We start from the raw sequence: 21610 nt of genomic DNA on the forward strand, positions 1-21610 counted from the left end.
TTTCCTTCTACATTTTCTCAGAAATGGTAAATCTTCCAAAACTGGATGCTCCCTTGAAAAGTGTATCTTCAGCAAGATATTGTCAACTTTCTCTTGTGTTTGAATTGGCAGATGGCTATATGTACTTAAGTAATAGCTGAAAGACTTGGAAAACTCATGTCAGAAACTATGTCAAATTCAGAAATGCAATACCGAGTTATCGGCAGTACAGGAGAGAAAGTTTCCGCCATCGGATTGGGTGGTTGGCACATCGCCTTGAAGCATGTTGATGAGGAACTAGGTATCCGAATTGTTAGAACCGCGATCGATCGCGGCATCACTTTTATGGATAACAGTTGGGATTACAACGGTGGAGTCAGCGAAGTTCGCATGGGAAAAGCGCTCTTGCATGGCTATCGAGACAAAGTGTTCCTAATGACGAAAATCGATGGTCGCTCTAAAAAAGCAGCAGCAAAACAGCTAGACGAATCACTGCAACGCCTGCAAGTTGATTGCATCGATCTGGTTCAGCACCACGAAATCCTGCGGCACGAAGACCCACATCGAGTTTTTCACGAAGAAGGGGCGAATGCTGCCTTGATTGAGGCACGGGAAGCTGGCAAACTCCGATATATAGGTTTTACTGGGCATAAAGACCCCTATGTTCATCTGCACATGCTGGAAGTTGCAGCCACTAACGGGTTTAAATTTGATACAGTGCAGATGCCTCTGAGTGTGATGGATGCCCACTACCGAAGCTTTGAAAAGCTGGTTTTGCCAGAGCTAGTTAAACAAAACATCGGCGTTTTGGGAATGAAAAGCTTGGCAAACGGTATTCTTTTACGGTCAAATACTGTAACGCCAATTGAATGTTTACACTATGCTTTGAATCTGCCCACATCGGTTGTGATTACCGGAATTGACAGCATGGAGATTCTAGAGCAAGCTTTTGAAGCAGTGCGAACGTTCCAGCCAATGAATAACGAGCAAGTGCGATCGCTCTTAACTAAAACGGCAGAAGCGGCATCACGCGGCGAGTTTGAGCCTTTCAAAACCTCATCAATCTTCGACAGTACTGCCCAAAATCCAGATTGGCTAGGAGAAGAACCACAGCGCATCCAGCAATTGATGTCAGCATGAATACCAATATATCTAAATTCTAGAAACTTGATTAATGAATTTAAAATTACAAAAACTATGGAGCGAGCGCTGGCTCTATATTCAGTCCAAGGTAACTTGTTTGGCTGTGATATTTATGGCTTCAGGTAATTTTGATACTGTCTGCTAAAACCGTTCAGGAAGTATACGAAGTTAACAAGGTTTGAGGCACTATCAAGCCTATAAATTTGAGGAAATAAGGCTAAATAACCTGAGTTCGGGTTAAGCAGTATGACATAAAAGCTAGTCCATCTGAAGGCTGGGTTTCTTAGGTTGGTGGCAATAAGCAATTAATCCGCACAGAACGTTAACGAAAAAATTCACGGGGCTTCGGTGTCGGAAATGTTCAATCTGAGAAGTATTTTTGAGTTTGGAGTCCTAATCTAACTATTGTATCTTGTAATTATTAATACAAAAATTTTAAAAAGTCTTTTTAGTAATTCTGCCAAATTGCCAAATAAGTTGCCTTTTACCTGAATAATTGGATCGTTTTCAGCTAATATGGCATTGGCACAGTTAGACAAAAATCTTAGCTTTAGTATCTATTCCAAATTAGGTTTAATAGCTTTAGCAATAGTGATTTTGACTTCAGCTAAAAATTTACTCTTTCTAAATAAAGACCTTCTCAGACAAGGGCAATTATTCAGGAATTAATTATATGATTATTACGTTGATTATAGCCTGGATAGTCTTCATAATATTATGGAAATTGCTAAAAGCAACCGTGAACACTGCATTAACTCTTGCGGCAATCCTTGTTTTATTAAATATTAGTTTTGGCATCACTCCCCAAGATATTTGGCATTACGTAACGCAGTTTGCTCAAAATTTGTCGCAGATCCAAACTGGAAAATAACGATCTAAACTTCACTTTCGCGAATAAAAGGTGAAATGATAACCTTGCTCGATTAATTGTTATTTAATGCTGAAATCTTGGCTAATGCATCCTTAAAACTTGGCGGCAACTGACGCATAATCTTCCCTCTTTCGCGATCTAAAGCAACTAAAGTCACCTTGGCAGTGACGTACAATTGTTGTCCATCAGTTGAGATAATGGCGTAATCCCAATTGATTCGCACACCAGTTACCTCAGCCATACGGGTTTTTACCAGCACTGCCATACCCAATTGAATTGAACGGTGATAGCGCACCGACAGTTCTACAACTGGTAAATCGCAGCCTATAGCGACTAAATCAGCAAATTCAATCCCTATAGATCGCAAGCATTCAATCCGCGCTTCTTCCATCCAAGCTATATAGGAACCGTGCCAGACAAGACCGGCATAGTCAGTGTGGTGGGGTTGGACTCTAACAGGATATTCAAACCAATTTCCAAACTCATGACTGGATGGATTGTCAAGAGCGCTGGTTGGTGGTAGTTTTGGTCGGCTGGGTTTTTCTTCTGACATCTTCAAATTTTTCAGTGTTTATAAATTTTCCAAATTATTGAATAGCATAAAAATTAATTGCGTTGCCGGACTTATTGATTTAATATTTACCTTCCGAGCATAGGGAGTGTTTTGTTATGCAGCCTAGTCTCCGGCATGTGAGTGTTGTTACTTTATCTCTACTTAGCTTACTAGGTTTTGGGATGGTATATCCAGACAATAACCAGGTAAATACAAATGCAAGGTTGAGGTACGAATCTGGAGAAAAAGCTCAAGCTTTACCCAAGAATAATCAACTCTCAGAAATTGCGAAGCTCAATGAAGAAGCTATCAAAGAATCTCGTCAAGGTCAATCAAAAGAAGCGTTGCAGAAATTACAGAAAGCATTAACCATCACTAGAGACCTTGGAGAGCGCTCTTGGGAAGCAGTAACATTCAACAATATTGGCAGAATCTACCAAAGTCAAAAAAAGTATCCTGAAGCACTTCAATCCTATCAGCAAGCCTTATTGATTAACAAAGAACTTGGGGATCTGGTTCGACTTGGCAAAACCTACAGTAACATAGGTTATTTATTCGATATCCAAAACCAACCAGAGTTAGCAATTTTTTTCTACAAGCATTGTTTGATTAATCGTGAAAAAGCTCGCTTGAATCCATCAGCATTGAGTGCGCCACAACCAGATGCTTATAACATAACTGTTAGCCAGACATATCGCATTTTGGGTGAACGATTGCTCAAACAAGAACGTGTTGCTGAAGCACAAAGGACAATGGATTTACTCAAAGTTGAAGAACTAGAGGAATATCTCCAGAATGTGCCAGGTAATCAACGTACTGTCAAAGGTATTAATATAGCGGCAACAGAAAAACCAATTAAACAAAAGCTGGATCAAAGTGTGGATAATGCTGTTGTACTGGGTAAGGAATTAACAACACTACGGAAAATTGCCCCCGAACAGCGATCGCTCGAACAAAAACAACGCATCGAACAATTAGTCTTAAATCAACAGCAACTTCTAGATGGATTTAATGAATTTATCAATAGTCCTTCAGTGAAAGCACAGGTAGAGCAAATTAGCCGTACAGCTAGGCGGCAAAATTTGGATTTGGAGAGTCTTAACGAACTTCGAGATAATTTGGCACGATTACCGCAAAAATCGGCATTACTCTACCCACTGATTTTAAAAGATAGTTTGGAATTGGTATTGGTAACTCCTGAATCCCCACCTATTCATCGCACCGTTGCTGTAAAGCGCGAAAACCTCTATCAAACAATTGATGCTTTCCGTCAAGCTTTAATCAATCCCAGTCGAAATATCAAAGCACCTGCACGCCAATTGTATGACTGGCTAATTAAACCGATAGAGAAAGACTTGAAGCTATCAGGTACGCAAACTCTGATTTACGCTCCAGACGATCGATTACGCTACATTCCTTTAACAGCTTTATATGATGGCAAACAATGGCTCGTGCAGCGTTTCAATGTGAATCACATTACATCTGCCAGTCTGACTAATTTAAACACCCCAAAACAATCCACTTTGCGGGTTTTAGCGGGTGCTTTTACTAAAGGTAATTATCAAATCAAAGTTGGTAATCGCCAGGTTGCTTTCGCTGGCTTACCCTTTGCAGTGCGGGAAGTGGAAAGTCTAGCAGCAGCGGTTCCTGAAACTACAAAGCTTTTAGACGATGCCTTTACTCCTAAAGTCGCTGTACCCCAAATGGATGATTATACAATTGTCCATTTAGCGACTCATGCAGCCTTTGTGGTGGGTAAACCAGAAGATTCGTTTATTTTATTTGGGAATGGCGATCGCGTTAATTTTAGAAATGTAGCCACTTGGTCACTCCCGAATGTAGATTTGGTAGTGTTGAGCGCCTGTGAAACTGGCTTGGGAGGCAAGTTAGGTAATGGTGAAGAAATTTTGGGCTTTGGCTATCAGATGCAACAAACCGGCGCTAGAGCCGCGATCGCCTCTTTGTGGTCTGTAGATGATGGTGGTACACAAGCACTCATGAGTGCTTTTTATGGTATTCTTTCTACTGAGAAGCTGACTAAAACTGAAGCTTTACGCCAAGCTCAACTCTCATTAATTACTGGAAACTGGAAGGAAATAAGTCATAATGCACCCGTAGCAGCAGTCAATGACTTTAGTCACCCGTACTATTGGGCACCCTTTATTTTAATTGGTAATGGACTTTAGATATTCGCGCAGTGTCTCGTAGAAAAGTTATCGCGTTTTGATGAAATTATGGCAAAAGACGAGCGCTCAACTAACTAATCTCTGACTTTGCTGTGTTTTAACACCTTCTAGCTAGAGGTTGAAAATCAAGCTCGTGAAATTTTCGCTGATACAAAAAATATGCGATGGGCCGGACATAGCCAGTCACTTCATGATAATGGAGAAATAGGTAAGCGCGATCGCTAACTAAGCCACTGTTACCGATTAACAGTTACCGATAATCAATTTCTAATTTGCTCTCGACCTCTGAAATCTTAATACTTCTTGGCAAGAGTTTTAGAGCCTGTATCACTTTGCATAGATTGCTTGACAAGATCGGCCAATTCATCTAATTGGTTGATTGCCTCTGCACCCTCTAGCTTCATTAATTCGCGGTCATCCCGCATTTCTGTCCAAGTAATGCCGTAATCGGACACTAAAAATCGAATTAGATGATTATCACCCAAGCTAACCATAAATGATGCACTATTCATTTGGTCGCCACAGGTATAACAAGATGCAGGATAGCCACGCCGCTCTAATACAATCGCCAAGGCTTGCAGGTTCATTACTAAGTCTTGGACGAATTGTCGATGTTGATGTGCTAGTCTCAGAAACACTTTTGTCCTCCAGACACCACAGTAATTTGAGTTTCTTTTATATTTTCTTTAGATTTTCTCACCCACTAGTATTGTAAACTATTCATTACAATTACTAGACAGAGTAATTTTGAGTCGTGAGTTGACTACTTTGTTTAGGGTAGTGGATCGAGATTTTGAGGGCCGTATCAAACTATTCAGTTTGCAATTTCAAAATCTCGGACAGAATTGCTAAATTTAACTATATCTTTATACATTTCTGTCAAGGTGGATTCTTAGAGCAAGAGATCCGCTTTAAGAGTAACTTAAATTTAGCACTAGTCAACTACAGAAAAGCTACATATTTAGTTTTTATTGGCTATGTGCAGTCAAATACACTGTTATTAAACGCCATAATGTAGTTTTCCATCGTTATAGTGTCTCTTGCTTAGATGTTTAATCTCTTCTGTTTTTAACGTAGATTTTGGTATAGGTAAATGATTAGTTATACCAAATTTGTTCCTCCTAAATATAAAGTTAAACAGATGACAGTGCGAATTCTAGATTAAGTAGTTGCAAAAGCAGATAGGTAATAATTTATACCAAAATAACTTAATTAGTAGACAACTGTGAGTGTAAAATCCACAAAGGGAAAAACTTAACACTGACAATACCTAAACTCAGCACAGCAATGTTGCCATTTAGGCAATATTTTCAGGTATAGCAACGGACAAGGAGCTTAGGACAGCAATAAAATCACAAAGTACGCTCTTGAAGATGCGTTTCCCGCAAACTGTCCTAACGGCTTTGGCGACTGCTATATTTTTGGATTATTTTCAAAAACTTGTACAAACCTAAGCACGATGAATTTAAAAGGATTCTTATCTTAATTTGGTTTTGCCAAATTTAATGCATATATAATATATTTCTATTATCTATCCAAAATGAGTAATTATTTTTTATTAATAACTCAGTTAACTAATTAGTAATTCGTCAGACAATTTTGGATTTTAGATTTTGGATTTTGGATTGACCCCATAGATAAATCTAGGGGCTTGGGAATTTTAGATTTTAGATTTTTGATTAACTCCATATTATAAATCTAAGGGCTTGTACCATCAAGGAATGTCGGTCATAATGCTTTTTACAAGAGCCTACGCCTAGCTTGCTTTTCCATAAGATACGCAAACTGCCCACCGTTGCGCTAATGTAATTTGTAATTATTGGCAAGACACTTGCGGGTTATTGTCTTTTTTAGCAGTCTTGAATTAGTTGGAGTCTAGATATCCAACTAATTCAATTATGAATTAAGAATTAATAGACTACTTGCCACCAACCGAAAGCTGGGCCGATAAAACGGATTGTTAACCATCCAACAATCATCAGACCAATGCCTATCCAAGCACCACGAGTAGTCCAAGTGACAAATTGTTCGCCTTGAGTTTTTGTGATCGGAACCCAAGGCAAGATCCGAGTCTCTTGACCGTATGTTTTTCCTAGTGTGGTTTTACGACGTTTTGCTTCACCCATAATCAGCAACTCAAATTTTATTTAGGTTCTAAATTTATTTTGGCAGTAATCATGCTTACTCCAGAGGCGATGAATCGCATTACCTTCTATAAGCTGATAATAGTTCTTGCTTCTTTGCGATCGCGCTTTGCTTCGTCAAAATTTAAATTGGGCATTGGGGAGCCACTGCGGTGAGGTAGCCCCCGTCTTCTCCCAAGGGGAGACGCGAAGCGCGATGGCGGTTTCCGTCGTTAGCGCTAGCGGTAGCGAGGAACGAGCGTCTGGGGGACTGCCGAACCCGAAGGGTCTTGGGGTCTCCCCAAGTAGAGGAGGCAGTGCGGTCTTGGGGTCTCCCCAAGTGGAGCAACTGCCGTCAAATGGCGTCACTGGTAACTGAATTTTAAGCAGAATTTTCCTCATCGGTATTGGAAAACAGGCTGGGATCGAGATAGTTAATGCGTGCCAGAGGACTTAAAGCTGCGAGAATTTGAGCGCCATAGCTGCGGTTAACTACACGACTATCAAGCAAAGCCACAATTCCTTGACTTTCTCGTACTGGAGCGATCGCTCGTTGTAATTCATTCAAGGCAGATGGCAACAAGTATAAACGGAACCAATCTTGATGCGATCGCTTATAAAGAGCTACCCTACCAGCTACCAAAGGATTTTCTAAAGATGGTAGGGGCAACGTCGCAATAATTAACAGATGGGGTGCTGGCAAAACTCGTTGATGTTCTCGCCAAAATTCCCAACCGCTAATCAAAATACCATTTTCATCTAAACAAGTTTTTTCTACTTGCACCCGCGAACCAAATTCTGAAGCCAGAATTGCCGCTACTTGAGATTTGAGTGGTACATCTCCCACCAAGACAACCGTTAACCCTGGTGCTGTCGCGCTTAGACAAACCAGCGTGCGGACTTTGTGAATAAAGGCCGCTTGAAATTCTGGTGTATTGGGTAAGGGCAACTTATAGGGTACATACAGTTGAATTGCTTCTGCTTGACTCTCCGAAGAGAACTTCAGGCAAGTTAAATCGTCCAAACCCAGGCGCTGGCGAAAAAGGGGAGCCTCAGTTTCCGGTTCGATAGCGCTACCAACTAAAACTACTGGTTGTCGCTGCCAAATCGGCGAGAGTATTTCCCCTAATTCCATTGGGGCGTAGTGCAAAGAAAATAAACCTTGCCGATGGGCAATAGTCGCCCAGAAGAGAGCAGGGGGAGATGAGGAAGCAGGGGAGGAAAGATTTTCGTTGAGGGTTTGAAATTGTTGCCAGAATTGTTTCCAAGGTTCTGGCAGTGCTTGTACTGACTCTAAAGCAGAATAGAGACGGCTTAAAATTTCTATTTCTGGCTGGGAAATTAGATAGCACTGATATGGATTAGCAGGATGCTGAAAAAGTTCGTGTGTTAGTTGTATCCGTGCTTCACGAATTGCCTCAGCTTGGTTGGGACAAGCTAGAATGAGTCGATCCCAATCATCGGGTTGAATATCTTGGGTAAGTTGATGACGCACCCAATCTTCGAGATCGTCTACCCCATCAATAATTGTGGGAATGCCTTGGGGAAAGCCTGAGCCACCAGCTAACTGTCCTTTTAACCAAGCTTCTGGGGAGGTCAGCAGTAGCCCTTGGAACTGGGCATCAGGCCAAGCATCACCTGTCCTAATCGATTTATTAGTTGGTAGCCACTGCTGTAGACGGGGTATTTCCACCCGCAGCAGAAGTTGCTGCACTGTTTCTTGAGCAACAATAATTACAGGACCATGCCACATCAGGGCTGATGCTACAAAACTAGTACGATATCGCCCTTGATAGCCACTAACTGCCCCGACTTGAATTAGGGCGCTACGTCCCAGGCGCAAGGCGCGTGCTACCAACCGTGCCATCGTCAAATGATGGGGCCAGGAAGGGAACCCCGCTTGCGATCGCAAAAAGTTATGTAGTGACAAATGAACTTCTGCCTCAATCACACGCTTTCAATTCCATACAAAGTTATTTTTACTTCCAATTGCCCTATTTCTATTATCTTGTCATTTGTCATTTGTCCTTTGTCCTTTGCTAATGACCAATGACCAATGACCAATCACCCAATACCCTAAATTATGCCAACTTACACAGGAATTTCCAGCGAAGCCTTCAGGCATCCACTAGATCGCCAAGCGGAGCAAGCTTTACGAAATTTGCCAGGATTTGATTTAATCGCTCGTAAATTTGTGGAATTTATCTACGAACGCCCTCAATTAGTCTATCTAATGGGTAACAGCATCCAAGTCGGCCCGCGTCAATATTCCACTATTTACCAGATGTTTCGGGAATGCGTCCGAGATTTGGACATTTATCCAGAACCAACACTGTTTGTCTCGCAAAATCCCCAAGCAAATAGCTATGCGCTGGGGCAAGAGAATCCTTACATAGTCATAAATACAGGGATACTAGACTTACTAGACGAAGCCGAGATGAGGACGGTGCTAGCCCATGAACTGGGGCATATTAAATGTGGTCATACTATTTTAATTCAAATGGCGATGTGGGCGATGAGTGCTGCTTCAGCCTTGGGAGAATTGACCTTCGGCATCGGTAATATTGTCACCCAAGGCTTGATTTACGCCTTTTTTGAGTGGCGGCGCAAAGCTGAGTTATCGTCAGATCGCGCTGCACTACTAGTAATGGATGACTTGAATCCTGTGATGTCAACGATGATGAAACTCTCTGGTGGCAGTAACAAATATGCCAATGAATGTAGTTTACAAGAGTTTATCAAGCAGTCAGAAAATTATCAGGCATTGGATGAGGATGGATTGAATCAAATATATAAATTCTTGATCTACAATGGCGCTCAGGGTATGATGTTGAGTCATCCTTTCCCTGTTGAACGCTTGCATTACTTACGGTCGTGGGCAGTATCTGAAGAATATCAGCAAATTCGCCGAGGAAATTATCAGCGATCGCCTGCTTCCGGATCGGTAAATGTTTCAGCAGAATCTTCCGAAAATCAAACAGAAAGTTTGCGCCGCCAAATTGAAGAATTACAACGAGAAATCGACAGAATCCGAAGGTCTGAGTAGTTTTCAGTACTAAATAAAGATTAGTAGGGTGGAATAGTGCCTTCTAAATCGTTGGATTTAGATCCCCGACTTCTTGAAGAAGTCGGGGATCTGCGTTAACAGACATAACAGACATCATCTACGGGAAATTAAAATATTTAAGAGTTGAACCAGATAATTACTCCAGTTCCCAATACACAAATAATTCCCGCCAAGCCAGCTAAGGGTTTTTTATTTTTACCTGTGAACCAGTCAGAGACAATACCAGTGTAAGTAATTAGTTCTGCTGTATCTATGGTAGCGATCGCCCATACCCATCCTGCGTGCAATCCCCAAGCTAAACCCAAATTCCCGCTAGAGGCAAAGCGTGCTAACACCAGCACCATTCCCATCAGCCATAATCCAGGAAGTTGGGGTACAGTTTCACGTTGCTCCCAAACCAGATGTAACAAGGCAAAAATCAAGCTAGAAATTGCTGCTGCTACCCAAGCTGGGTAATCCTGTGCTAATTCTGTGAACAGGAAACCGCGAAAAACTAACTCTTCTATCCCAGCGACTAACAACGCTATCAAGAAAATCGGTAGCAAGATGGGTAATACTAACTTGAAATTCGACTTATCAAAAGAACACCAACCTAACCCGAATTGCCCACTAAAGACAATAGTTAGACTCAGCACTCCTAAACTAAAACCTATTGCTAAAAAACCAAAAGTCGAAAAATTGGCAACAAAGCCGTAATCTGAAAAAGATTTATTAGTCAACCAAATAACTCCCCAGAGGATCGGGGGAGCTAATAGGTAAAGTGACACCAATAACGGCATTTTTTGCTCTGGCTGTAAAGGTTTAGGAGGTTGCCAATTAAGCAATATTGCTGATACTGTTGCTACTGGCAACCAGCAAACTATCCAGCAAACAAAAAATGCCGTCACTATAACTAGTGGCGGTGCATTTTCTCTAAACGCCAGTAAGGCGTTGACCGAAGACTCAAAGAAAGTTATCAAAATAAACAAAAAAACACGATAGACTTCTTGCATTATAGATTTCTTGCCGATCGATCAAGACTCTACTAATTTTGGTAAATTCTGCAAGGGGTCTAATCGTATTTTTTACCTGGCTACCAATTTGCTATCGGGGTAAAGACAAGTTATCATAACCTGAAACTTATCCCTACCATTAGCAAATTTACTCTTCGTCTTCTAAATCTTCATCTGATTCGTCAGAATCTATATCTTGTGAGGTTAGTTTTTTATCGCTTTCACCTAGTTGAATCAGGTGAATATGTTTGTATCCCAGCCTAATTTCAAACTCATCTCCAGCCTTCAAGCCCATTGCTTTGGTATATGTAGCACCAATTACAATCTGACCATTTTGATGGACACTAACCCGATATGTCGGTTCACGACCACGACCATCTTTAGGCGCTTCTGGACTTAGAGGAATTCCCCTAGCAGATAGTAAAGCGTCATAAAAATCGGTGAGATTGACACGAACTTGGTTATTCTTAGTAACAGTGTAATAGCCGCACTGTTTAGCTCTTTCTCGGCGTGGTAATGTGGAAAGTTCTTTTACTTTAGCAAGTAGTGCTTTTCCAGTTAATGGCGCGGTTGCAGTTTCAGTCATTATGCTCAAATTTTCCTTACTCTCTCCAAACTGATAAACTATGTAGTCTCATGCCAGCATTTAATTTTTTAGCATTTGCATAGAGCTACTGAAGACTCTAATGTAACGGGTGAATTCCTGCCGATAGGAGCCAAAAGCACTTCTATATATGGTTGTCTACAACCAACTAGAGGCCATAGTTGCCACAGACATTAATTTTGGTGATGTTACGGCACTTTTAACCATTATTCGCCATCAGAAAGAAAACTATTTTCTTCTTTAGCGCTACTGTAGCGGTGTAACTTTCAGCCACCATTACAAATGGGGTTAGGTTCTACTGCAAATAAGTCGTAGACCCGAAAAATTGCAGGCTTTTCACTTTCAGTGCTTGCCTTTCTTGCCAATGAGCAAGTAGAGTTTTCTCCACTCGTCCTCTCAAGCTTAGGACAGCATAGTATTTCAATAGAGTCCTACGGGTATACACCCTTTTGTCCTACCAGTAGAGACGCAAATTTTCTTGTCTCTACATTACGAATCAACAAAGCAGTAGTAACCGCGCTGATACGGCTATTGATTCTGGTTTTGCTACTTCGTAATTTTATATTAAATACTAGCATGGACTAATAATAGCAAAATAGTTGTTTAATTTTGAATTAAAGTTGCTGGTAAATTTTTATTTAAATTCCTGGACTTGAAAGTTGAAAAAAGCAGTGACGATTTTCTTAACCCTTTATTATTGCAAGTGCGAGCATTGCTATCTGGCTTTGATAAAAATTTATATATTGAGACGAGCAGTTTTGACCAATGAGTTCAATCTCATATTTTGTTGATTGAGAGCAAGCCAAAAAGCGAAAAGTCTGGCACCTGTGGGTTTGGCGGTACTCTAACTTTTCTTTGAAAGTGGTGAGGATTTTTCCTCGGTTTATTATCTTCAGGTCAAAAGCGGCCAGAGGATTTTGCACGTCTGTCTATGGGATGAATAAATCTCTTAACATCTGCCTAGTGCTTGATTGCCACTACTATATATTAAACATGGGCTTTCAGACTTCTATATAATCAAAAAATTCCGTCAAGTGGTAGCGAAGGTGGAATTTTACTGTCAGGACTGCTTGACTCAAGTTGACATCAAGACATATTACAAACTTCATAAGCATTTCATTTGGATAGGATCGCTAGATCAAAGATCAACTTAAGTTACTTTTGAAGCAAACTCTCTTTCCTTTACATTGCCAAACAGGTAAATTTAATGCAAAGCTGCAATTACATTTTTGGCGTTTTAACTCAGAATTTGACAAAAATCTTGCCGACAGCGCTACTACAAGTAAAATTTTAATGGTTATCCTTAAACTAGAATCAGTCGCCCTTTAATCGTCAGCCTATTAACACCAGGGTTTGAATTAGGGGCAAAAAGTATAACTTACTTTTCGCAACTAGCTGCTTTGACTCATGATTGTTGAGGCTGGTGAAGTAATTTTAAAATTTTGGTTAGTATTTATGGAAGTTATTTTTAAGGTCATTCGACAGCAACAAAATTCCTCCCCTGTTGTGCAAACCTACATTGTAGAGGCCGAACCAGGTAATACAATCTTGGATTGCCTCAATCATATTAAGTGGGAGCAAGATGGAACTTTGGCATTTCGCAAAAATTGCCGCAATACTATTTGTGGTAGCTGTGCTATGCGAATTAATGGGCGTTCGGCTTTAGCTTGTAAAGAAAATGTTGGGAGCGAACTTGCCAGATTACAACAAATACCATCATCTCAAAGTAAAGTAAATGCTATTGCTGAAATCACGATCGCACCTCTTGGCAATATGCCCGTGATTAAAGATTTGGTTGTAGATATGAGCAGCTTTTGGAATAATCTAGAGGCAGTTGCCCCTTATGTGAGTACGGCGGCACGACAAGTACCAGAAAGAGAGTTTTTGCAATCACCACAAGAGCGATCGCGCCTCGATCGAACTGGTAACTGTATTATGTGCGGTGCTTGTTACTCTGAATGCAACGCTCGTGAAGTTAATCCAGACTTTGTAGGTCCCCATGCCCTTGCCAAAGCTTACCGAATGGTAGCAGACTCCCGCGATAGCGATACGGAAAATCGTTTAGCAAGCTATAACGAAGGTACTAAAGGCGTATGGGGTTGCACTCGTTGTTTGTACTGTGATTCTGTTTGTCCAATGGAAGTTGCACCATTAGAACAAATCACCAAAGTTAAACAAGAAATTCTCACCCAGAAACAAAATGGTGATAGTTGTTCAATTCGTCACCGGAAAGTATTGATAGATTTAGTTAAAGAAGGTGGTTGGATTGATGAACGCCAATTTGGTTTACAAGTAGTTGGTAATTATTTTCGAGATTTAAAAGGATTACTCAGTCTTGCACCCCTCGGTTTGCGGATGATCCTTCGAGGTAAATTTCCTTTATCATTTGAATCTTCTGAGGGTACGGAACAAGTGCGATCGCTCATTGAATCTGTGCAACAAATTGAAGGGAATAGGGAATAGGGCATTGGGCATTGAGAAGATACAAGGGAGAGACTTCTCTAATAATTCCCCCTTGTCTCCTTGTCCCCTTATCTCAACGCGGTTCTTGAGGTATATTCAACGGTTGTCCGTAACGGTCATATACTAAAACATCCCACTGACCATTGTTACTAGATTCAAAAGCAATCCTGCTACCATCAGCACTAATTGTAGGGTTGCGGACTTCGGCTTGCAGGTTGCTGGTCAAATTCCGTGATTGGCGTGTTTCTCTGTCGTAGAGAAAAATAGCCGATCGCCCTTGACGGCTAGCAGCAAATACAATATAACGACCATCTTGTGAAACGCTAGGATGATTTGCGATCGCATCAAAGGAATTTAAACCTGGCAAATCAACCAAATCACGAGTTACCGTATCAAACATATAAACATCTTGGCTACCGCGTCGGTCAGTAATAAAAACAATGTATCTCCCAGAAATTTGGGGGTTTAATTCCGACGCTAAACTATTAAGACTTCGACCCCCTGGATCAAAAGGATAACTCAAAATGCGAGGGTAGCCAAAACACCCAGTCAATAAACTTAAACAGAAAAATATAGGTATAAAAAAAACACGTTTCATATAATTTAGTCATTAGTCATTAGTTAATAGTCTCACAACTCCTAACTCCTAACTTTTAACTCCTGGAAAGACTTGGGTTAATCGCGTCTCTCCTAACTCCTACGGAGGTGAACCCACAGTTGCACCATTGGGAATATCTAACTCAACATTTGGCCCTCGGTCTAGGACTTCAATATCCCACTGACCACGAGTGGCGGTTTCAAAGACAACATAACGTCCATCTGGACTAATATTTGGTTTTCTCACCCAGCCGCGATAAATTGGTGTGACAATTTGCGACTGTTGCGTGGCGCGATCGTAAAGCGCTACCACTGGTCTTCCCTGGTCACTAGTAAGATAAGAAATATAACGCCCGGTGTAGCTCAAACTAGGACTTTCAGCAATTGTCTCCTGTCGGTTTATCCCCGGTGTACTAATAAACAGTTGCCTCTCCAAATCGTACATTAATAGCTGCTGATTACCATTCCGATTAGATACAAATGCTAAAAAGCGCCCATTTCCACTCAAAGCAGGTTGCTCCTCGGTGTAGCGACTGTTAAGAGAAGTAGGCCCTATAGGAATATCATTAGAACCACAAGATACAAGCAAACTTGTTAAACCAAAAACCAGGCTCCAATGAATTGGTCTTTGGAGCCAAAATGCAGGCGTAAATTTTTCCACCTCAACTGTTTTCCGTCGCCTTTAAACTTACTTACACGCCAACTGTTTTAAACATCGTCATCAAAATCGGTCAAATTATCTGGCCCCTCATTTGGTTTTTCAATTGGGTTGTATGGCACATAATCGGTTGGGATCGCATCATCATCTTCGCGCGGTCTTCGAGAAGTTGAGTCAGTGGGCGGACGACGCCTTCTCGGTCTAGGAGAAACTTCATCTTCACGACTTTCGGGACGCTGTGACCCGTTATTACTACGGCGAGAAGGTTTTCTAACTTCCCCACCTGAATTTTCCCAATCATCAACTTGCCTAGATGAAGAACCCCAGTTCTCTTCTTCAAAGCTTTCAGAAGGGCGATTTACAGGACGCCCAGAAGTTCGCCGACGCGTTCTATCAGATGGAGCCTGTCTTTCACTAGTGTTGCTGTTGCGGCGTTCTGTACGACGAGGGGGTTGTTCCTGATAGTAGTCATCACGAGTTGAAATCTCATCCCTGCTACCGCGAATCCGGGGACGCACTGGGCGTTCTTCCTCGTCTTCATAAGGCAGTGGATCTAAATCTGCTTCCATCTCAGCCTGATAGTTTCTGCGATTATTGTACGAATAGCGATCGCTAACCGGTCGGTCTTCGTCCACAATCGGAGTGTTGCGCTTTGCTTGCTGAGTAGCTATACTTCGCAGACGAATACTTTCAACTGCAAAAAACACAGTTGTGCCAACTAAAAGCAGTTGACCAAATTGTAGAATCGGGTCTAGCCGCCATCCTTGAAAGACGAGAATGAAGCCGCAAAGTAAGCCGACTGCCGCAAAAAAGATATCTTGATCCCGTGACAATTCCGGACGCACAGTGCGGAGAAAATACAGTGCTGCCCCAGCCACAGCCAGGAAAATTCCTAGAATACTGGCTGAGTTTGCCCCAAAATTTACCTGAGCCAGAAAACTGGCTGAGTTCAGCCCAAAATTTATCATTGCTGTTTTCCCAATATCAAATCTATGTTAGCGAGTCACAATTAAAATCACTACTGTAATTAGGCACGATATATTGAAGCTTCAAAGCCTCTGGCAAAGAAGCTCTGAAGCTATTCACCGAAAAGTAAAAACGTCTATGTCTGTCAGCTACAACTGCCACCAGTCGCAGTTTCTGCTGCTTTTAGTGCAATTTAAGTAAATAGCTGACAGACAATCCTTTACGAGAGCTAATTTAACTCTCATAAGCATTATGAACGCTGTATTTTATCTTTTTGGCTAATGAAAATTAGACCAACAGTAGCGGGTATTACAACAATTGCTGTACCCCATAGCAGGCTCCAAAGAAAATTTGCTAAAGAAGGCGTCATACTTCTCAACCTTTTTTTACACACTTCATCCTAATTTTAATAGTGTATTACTTTCTTGAGAAGCCTCTAACTCTGAACTGCCAAACTTGGTAACTTCTTTCACCAGTTATTGAGTTAACCAGATGGGCGAGTTCGCTTTTCTATTTCAGAAAGAAGTGACAGCATTTAGTTAAAATAACGATCAGAGTGCTTTACAAAGCTTAAAACTTTGTAGCTATGTCTACGCAAAGGGCAACTTGCCTGCGCCTAAGTTTTTTCTTTTTTTACAGATAGATAGTACCTAAAACCGATGACTGGTGTTAACCTGACTGCTTGGATTCTTGGCCCTGTGTTAGGGATTATGACATTCTTATTTATATTTCGTATCATTCTCACTTGGTATCCGCAAGTGGATTTGAATCGTTTGCCCTTTAATTTAATAGCTTGGCCAACTGAGCCATTTTTAATACCTTTGCGAAAGCTGGTGCAACCTATAGGTGGAGTAGATATTACACCTATTATTTGGGTTGGTATCTTCAGTCTGCTGCGAGAAATCCTGTTAGGTCAACAAGGATTGTTGACTATGCTATCTCGTGTTAATTAGGGTACAGGTTACAGGTTATAACCCTGTCCCCTGTAACCCATAACCTTTTTCCTTCTCTACTTTCCTACGCGTTCATTTCCTGCACAAAATTTGTATAGACATTACCCTGTAAAAACTGTGGAGTTTCCATAATTTTTTGATGAAACCCAATGGTGGTAGGTAATCCAGTAATGGCACATTCCCGCAGCGCGCGTTTCATCCGGTTAATAGCAGTGGGTCGGTCTGGCGCCCAAACGATTAACTTGCCGATTAAGGAATCGTAGTAAGGTGGGATTTGGTAATCTGTGTAAACGTGGGAATCAATTCGCACACCGGGCCCTCCGGGGGGCAGATAGCTACTAATCCGTCCAGGAGAGGGGCGAAAGTCACGATCGGGATCTTCGGCGTTGATTCGACATTCGATCGCATGACCTCGTAATACTACTTGGTCTTGGGTCAGCTTGAGTCTTTCACCTTGAGCAACGCGGATTTGTTCGGCAACTAAGTCTATCCCAGTAATCATTTCTGTTACAGGATGTTCTACCTGAATCCGGGTGTTCATTTCCATAAAGTAGAATTTACCGGATCTATCCAACAGAAACTCAATAGTACCCGCCCCACTGTAGTTAATGAATTGGGCAGCTTTGATCGCAGCTTGTCCCATTTTTTCACGTAGGTCTTGGTCGAGAGCCGGACTTGGAGCTTCTTCTAACAGCTTTTGATTCCGACGCTGAATTGAGCAATCCCGTTCGCCTAAGTGGATGACATTACCGTAGTTATCCGCCAAAATTTGAAATTCGATGTGGCGGGGACGTTCAATAAATTTTTCTATGTAAACGCCAGAATTCCCAAAAGCTGCTCCTGCTTCGCCTTGGGCGGCGAGAAAAAGTTTAACAAATTCGTCTTCAGAACGAACTAGGCGCATACCCCGTCCACCGCCACCTGCTGTAGCTTTGATCATCACTGGATAGCCGATATCCTTGGCGAATCCTAATCCTTCTTGCTCGGATTCTACCAATCCCTCACTACCTGGTACCGTCGGTACTCCAGCTTTTTGCATGGTTTCTTTGGCAGTGGATTTATCGCCCATCCGTCTCATAGCTTCTGGAGTTGGGCCGATAAAAGCAATATGATGGTCGGCACAGATTTCCGCAAACCGAGCATTTTCTGCCAAAAAACCATAACCTGGATGAATAGCAGTAGCATTGCGCGTCAGTGCAGCAGCAATAATATTGGGAATATTCAAATAACTTTTACCGCTAGCAGGTTCGCCAATGCAAACTGCCTCATCAGCAAGTTGGACGTGGAGAGCATTACGGTCAACGGTGGAGTGAACCGCAACTGTGGCAATTCCCATTTCTTCACAGGCGCGGAGAATGCGAAGGGCGATTTCTCCCCGATTGGCAATTAATATTTTGTCAAACTTCATTTTTTAGTTTCGATATCATTACCAGTAGATTGACATTTTCTCCGATCCAACTTGAAACAATGCTTCCGCATTATTTCAAATTATTGCAGGAGATTCGCCACCCTGATCCTAAGCAAACTCGCATATTGCAGGCTTGCTGCCTCTACGGGTCTTACTACACTAACAACATTGCTGCTGTAAGTCTTGGCTAGACTACCAAGCTGGGCTTTTGCGAAGCCGATAGCGAGTCAGGCGCTTCTACGTCGCTATCGAGCGTCATAGCCCTTCGTAAACATCGCCTACAGCAGACGGATACGCGATCGCACCTCGCCGAACACAGTAGCTCTACCCTTTTCAATATCACTTGTACAGCTGCTAAATTTCTGTCAGTCTGATACCGCCTTGAGAAAATTTATATTTTTGAAGCAACTGAGTTTAGATATCACCTTACTATAATTATTTTCTTATGCTATAGTCTATTCTTAGACAAACCATGCGGATGTGGCGGAATTGGTATACGCGCACGCTTGAGGTGCGTGTGGCTTTGCCTTGGGAGTTCGAGTCTCCCCATCCGCATTTTTGCTTGTTTAAGCATAGGGTCAATAGTCACAGGTCAAAAAACCTTAGACTGTTGACCCTTAAATATTAAGTTTGCTTCCGAAGCACTTCAGTGCTTACTAGATATTAAGTAAAGTTGCCTTGTCAAAGTACTAGTCCTTTATGCTTTTATAGAAATAGGTGAAGTTTTGTAAAAAGCATTGACTATTTCTTTTCCGCCAACAAACAACCTAACATCGCCACCAGCTTGGCATCGCCTCACTCCGATTTGGCAAGGAGGGGAGGAAATAATTCAACAAAGTTTACCCCACACTCAGCTAGCACCTGCATGGCAGCTAATGCTATTGGGTGACGGCTCTCCAACACGTCACTTAGAATTGCTCACAGGTGAGGCTGTAGAAGTAGATGTTATTGATATGTCATTGATTGGTATCGACTTGGATGCTGCTCCTGAGTTAATCCAAGCTGTCCCAGAACCGCGATTACGGCGACAAGTATGGCTGCGTACCGCTTCTGGGCAACGATTAGCTTATGCTACTTCGTGGTGGGAAGCCAGTCATGTCGATGAGTATTTACAAAACCGTTCATTACCAATTTGGGCAAGTTTAGCTCGTCTTCGCACAGAATTGTATCGAGATGTTCGAGGAATTTACTACGGTGACTCATTGGCACTAGAGTCCGGTTTTGGTGTGACTGGGCCTTTCTGGGGTCGCCACTATTTGTTTTGGCATCATGGGCAGCCATTGACATTAATTTATGAGGTTTTTTCACCATATTTAACCAAATATTTGGGGCCTATGCAATTAAATTCCAAAAATCAGTAAGAAGCCATGATGTAGGTTGATGCCTATCGAGTAAAACTAAGTAGCTGAAATCATGCAATGAAATTATCAAAGGAACGTTGAATTATTGTTGCAGCGATCGCTTCTGCTAGTAGTACCGTTAAACTAATGAGTTTTCGGTGATGGTTTGCCGTTGTTTAGCGATCGCATCCTCTTTAAAATAAAGTCATTCCTCAAGATCAACTATGATTCAACTCAAAACCCAACTCACCCTCAAAGAATTTCTCGCACTTCCCGAAGGTGATATCACCAAATCAAACGCGGTACTGATAGTTGAGAAGATTCATTATTTGAAGGGCTGCAAATTACACCTCAACAAATCTTCCAACAAGCAATAATTTCCTACTGATGTTAGCAAGAAAGACGCGAGGAAAGGTTTAATGAATACTGTTGTGCTAAATCTAGAACCGATTGCTCATTTAACCGATGAGCAATTTTATCAATTGTGTATTGCCAATCGTGATGTCAGCCTGGAAATGAACGCATCTGGAGAATTAATAATTGTGCCACCAGTCGGAGGAGAAAGCGGAAATCAAGAAGCAGATTTAATTACAGACTTAAATAATTGGAATCGTCAAGCTAAATTAGGGAAAGTTTTTAGTTCTTCAACTATCTTTATACTTCCTAACGGTGCAAAACGTTCTCCTGATGCTGCTTGGGTAAAATTAGAGCGGTGGGAAGCTTTAACACCAGAACAACGAAAAAAATTTCCGCCACTTGTACCCGACTTTGTGATTGAACTGCGTTCGGAGACAGATCGCCTTGCACCGATTCAAGAGAAAATGCAGGAATACATTAAAAATGGTCTGCGTTTAGGTTGGCTGATTAATCCTCAAGATCGCCAGGTTGAAATTTACAGACTTTTAAAAGCTGTAGAAGTTGTGCAAATGCCAGCGATTGTTTCTGGAGAAGATATACTACCTGGATTTGAGTTGCAAGTATAAGTATAGGAGGGTTTCAAATTACACTTTAATAAATCTTCCAACAAGCAATAATTTCCTACTGATGTTAGCAAGAAAGACGCGAGGAAAGGTTTAATGAATACTGTTGTGCTAAATCTAGAACCGATTGCTCATTTAACCGATGAGCAATTTTATCAATTGTGTATTGCCAATCGTGATGTCAGCCTGGAAATGAACGCATCTGGAGAATTAATAATTGTGCCACCAGTCGGAGGAGAAAGCGGAAATCAAGAAGCAGATTTAATTACAGACTTAAATAATTGGAATCGTCAAGCTAAATTAGGGAAAGTTTTTAGTTCTTCAACTATCTTTATACTTCCTAACGGTGCAAAACGTTCTCCTGATGCTGCTTGGGTAAAATTAGAGCGGTGGGAAGCTTTAACACCAGAACAACGAAAAAAATTTCCGCCACTTGTACCCGACTTTGTGATTGAACTGCGTTCGGAGACAGATCGCCTTGCACCGATTCAAGAGAAAATGCAGGAATACATTAAAAATGGTCTGCGTTTAGGTTGGCTGATTAATCCTCAAGATCGCCAGGTTGAAATTTACAGACTTTTAAAAGCTGTAGAAGTTGTGCAAATGCCAGCGATTGTTTCTGGAGAAGATATACTACCTGGATTTGAGTTGCAAGTATAAGTAGGCGATCGCTACCGAGCAAAGACAAGTAGCTCAAATTGGCTTGCAGCTTTGTCCAGCTAGTTAT

General features: G+C 41.6%; 22 protein-coding genes, 1 tRNA gene and 1 pseudogene. 12 read left to right on the forward strand and 12 right to left on the reverse strand.

Going from position 1 to position 21610, the window contains the following annotated elements; translation table 11 throughout:
- Positions 1–156 precede the first annotated feature (156 nt).
- Positions 157–1119, forward strand: coding sequence for an aldo/keto reductase (locus tag RM368_RS30265; RefSeq protein WP_322697479.1), 963 nt, complete (start codon positions 157–159; stop codon positions 1117–1119).
- Between the two features lie 261 nt (positions 1120–1380).
- On the opposite strand, the pseudogene RM368_RS30270 reads toward RM368_RS30265, so the two are convergent.
- Positions 1381–1506, reverse strand: a pseudogene (locus tag RM368_RS30270) (IS982 family transposase); the annotation flags it as partial.
- Between the two features lie 289 nt (positions 1507–1795).
- Here RM368_RS30270 and RM368_RS30275 point away from each other — a divergent pair.
- On the forward strand, positions 1796–1993 hold the full coding sequence (locus RM368_RS30275; protein WP_322697480.1) for a hypothetical protein: 198 nt from the start codon (positions 1796–1798) through the stop codon (positions 1991–1993).
- Positions 1994–2045: 52 nt separating this feature from the next.
- Here the strand turns inward: RM368_RS30275 and RM368_RS30280 are convergent, their stop codons facing one another.
- Positions 2046–2546 (reverse strand): thioesterase family protein, encoded by a 501-nt coding sequence (locus tag RM368_RS30280; RefSeq protein WP_322697481.1) that lies wholly within the window; start codon positions 2544–2546, stop codon positions 2046–2048.
- A 116-nt stretch (positions 2547–2662) separates the two neighbouring features.
- On the opposite strand from RM368_RS30280, the gene RM368_RS30285 reads away from it, so the two are divergent.
- Entirely contained in the window at positions 2663–4732 is a 2070-nt protein-coding gene (locus RM368_RS30285) for a CHAT domain-containing protein (RefSeq protein ID WP_322697482.1), read from the forward strand.
- A gap of 293 nt (positions 4733–5025) precedes the next feature.
- On the opposite strand, the gene RM368_RS30290 is transcribed toward RM368_RS30285, so the two are convergent.
- Both RM368_RS30290 and RM368_RS30295 read right to left on the reverse strand, forming a co-directional pair.
- Positions 5026–5370 carry a DUF1815 family protein gene (locus RM368_RS30290; protein WP_322689613.1) on the reverse strand — a complete coding sequence of 115 codons (345 nt, stop codon included), beginning with the start codon at positions 5368–5370 and terminating at the stop codon, positions 5026–5028.
- Between the two features lie 1272 nt (positions 5371–6642).
- On the reverse strand, positions 6643–6858 hold the full coding sequence (locus tag RM368_RS30295; protein WP_322689612.1) for a DUF2839 domain-containing protein: 216 nt from the start codon (positions 6856–6858) through the stop codon (positions 6643–6645).
- A 51-nt stretch (positions 6859–6909) separates the two neighbouring features.
- Here RM368_RS30295 and RM368_RS30300 point away from each other — a divergent pair, with 51 nt between their 5' ends.
- Complete coding sequence (locus RM368_RS30300) at positions 6910–7032, forward strand: hypothetical protein (RefSeq protein WP_322697483.1); 123 nt, start codon at positions 6910–6912, stop codon at positions 7030–7032.
- 205 nt (positions 7033–7237) lie between these two features.
- On the opposite strand, the gene RM368_RS30305 is transcribed toward RM368_RS30300, so the two are convergent.
- Entirely contained in the window at positions 7238–8806 is a 1569-nt protein-coding gene (locus RM368_RS30305; RefSeq protein WP_322697484.1) for an ATP-dependent DNA helicase, read from the reverse strand.
- 132 nt (positions 8807–8938) lie between these two features.
- Between RM368_RS30305 and RM368_RS30310 the strand changes: the two genes are divergently transcribed.
- Positions 8939–9901, forward strand: coding sequence for a M48 family metallopeptidase (locus tag RM368_RS30310; protein WP_322697485.1), 963 nt, complete (start codon positions 8939–8941; stop codon positions 9899–9901).
- A gap of 137 nt (positions 9902–10038) precedes the next feature.
- Here RM368_RS30310 and RM368_RS30315 read toward each other — a convergent pair whose 3' ends face one another.
- Positions 10039–10914: a type II CAAX endopeptidase family protein gene (locus RM368_RS30315; protein ID WP_322697486.1), complete on the reverse strand. Its 876-nt coding sequence runs from the start codon at positions 10912–10914 to the stop codon at positions 10039–10041.
- Positions 10915–11062: 148 nt separating this feature from the next.
- Complete coding sequence (locus tag RM368_RS30320) at positions 11063–11500, reverse strand: AbrB family transcriptional regulator (protein ID WP_094350106.1); 438 nt, start codon at positions 11498–11500, stop codon at positions 11063–11065.
- A 1473-nt stretch (positions 11501–12973) separates the two neighbouring features.
- Between RM368_RS30320 and RM368_RS30325 the strand changes: the two genes are divergently transcribed.
- Complete coding sequence (locus RM368_RS30325) at positions 12974–13981, forward strand: succinate dehydrogenase/fumarate reductase iron-sulfur subunit (protein WP_322697510.1); 1008 nt, start codon at positions 12974–12976, stop codon at positions 13979–13981.
- Positions 13982–14054: 73 nt separating this feature from the next.
- On the opposite strand, the gene RM368_RS30330 is transcribed toward RM368_RS30325, so the two are convergent.
- The 4 genes from RM368_RS30330 to psbX form a co-directional block, all read right to left on the reverse strand.
- On the reverse strand, positions 14055–14579 hold the full coding sequence (locus tag RM368_RS30330) for a Tol biopolymer transporter periplasmic protein (RefSeq protein WP_322697487.1): 525 nt from the start codon (positions 14577–14579) through the stop codon (positions 14055–14057).
- Positions 14580–14678: 99 nt separating this feature from the next.
- The gene (locus RM368_RS30335) at positions 14679–15239 is read right to left on the reverse strand and encodes a hypothetical protein (protein WP_322697488.1); all 561 of its coding nucleotides are present in this window, start codon (positions 15237–15239) and stop codon (positions 14679–14681) included.
- A gap of 47 nt (positions 15240–15286) precedes the next feature.
- On the reverse strand, positions 15287–16204 hold the full coding sequence (locus tag RM368_RS30340; RefSeq protein ID WP_322697489.1) for a Ycf66 family protein: 918 nt from the start codon (positions 16202–16204) through the stop codon (positions 15287–15289).
- 248 nt (positions 16205–16452) lie between these two features.
- Positions 16453–16572 (reverse strand): photosystem II reaction center X protein, encoded by a 120-nt coding sequence (psbX, locus tag RM368_RS30345; RefSeq protein ID WP_174709687.1) that lies wholly within the window; start codon positions 16570–16572, stop codon positions 16453–16455.
- A gap of 289 nt (positions 16573–16861) precedes the next feature.
- Here psbX and RM368_RS30350 point away from each other — a divergent pair, with 289 nt between their 5' ends.
- Positions 16862–17155: a YggT family protein gene (locus RM368_RS30350; RefSeq protein WP_322697490.1), complete on the forward strand. Its 294-nt coding sequence runs from the start codon at positions 16862–16864 to the stop codon at positions 17153–17155.
- Between the two features lie 64 nt (positions 17156–17219).
- Here RM368_RS30350 and accC read toward each other — a convergent pair whose 3' ends face one another.
- The gene (gene accC, locus RM368_RS30355) at positions 17220–18563 is read right to left on the reverse strand and encodes an acetyl-CoA carboxylase biotin carboxylase subunit (protein WP_322697491.1); all 1344 of its coding nucleotides are present in this window, start codon (positions 18561–18563) and stop codon (positions 17220–17222) included.
- Between the two features lie 474 nt (positions 18564–19037).
- Between accC and RM368_RS30360 the strand changes: the two genes are divergently transcribed.
- From RM368_RS30360 to RM368_RS30380, 5 genes are all read left to right on the forward strand, one after another.
- Positions 19038–19118: transfer RNA gene (locus tag RM368_RS30360), tRNA-Leu, on the forward strand.
- A 182-nt stretch (positions 19119–19300) separates the two neighbouring features.
- Positions 19301–19924 carry a chorismate lyase gene (locus RM368_RS30365; protein WP_322697492.1) on the forward strand — a complete coding sequence of 208 codons (624 nt, stop codon included), beginning with the start codon at positions 19301–19303 and terminating at the stop codon, positions 19922–19924.
- A gap of 203 nt (positions 19925–20127) precedes the next feature.
- Complete coding sequence (locus tag RM368_RS38880; protein WP_416212267.1) at positions 20128–20280, forward strand: hypothetical protein; 153 nt, start codon at positions 20128–20130, stop codon at positions 20278–20280.
- A gap of 42 nt (positions 20281–20322) precedes the next feature.
- Positions 20323–20886, forward strand: a complete 564-nt coding sequence (locus RM368_RS30375; RefSeq protein ID WP_322697493.1) for a Uma2 family endonuclease — start codon at positions 20323–20325, stop codon at positions 20884–20886.
- Between the two features lie 93 nt (positions 20887–20979).
- Positions 20980–21543 (forward strand): Uma2 family endonuclease, encoded by a 564-nt coding sequence (locus RM368_RS30380; protein WP_322697493.1) that lies wholly within the window; start codon positions 20980–20982, stop codon positions 21541–21543.
- The last annotated feature ends 67 nt before the right edge of the window (positions 21544–21610 follow it).

Source organism: Nostoc sp. DedSLP03 (assembly GCF_034530815.1).
Taxonomy (GTDB): domain Bacteria; phylum Cyanobacteriota; class Cyanobacteriia; order Cyanobacteriales; family Nostocaceae; genus Nostoc.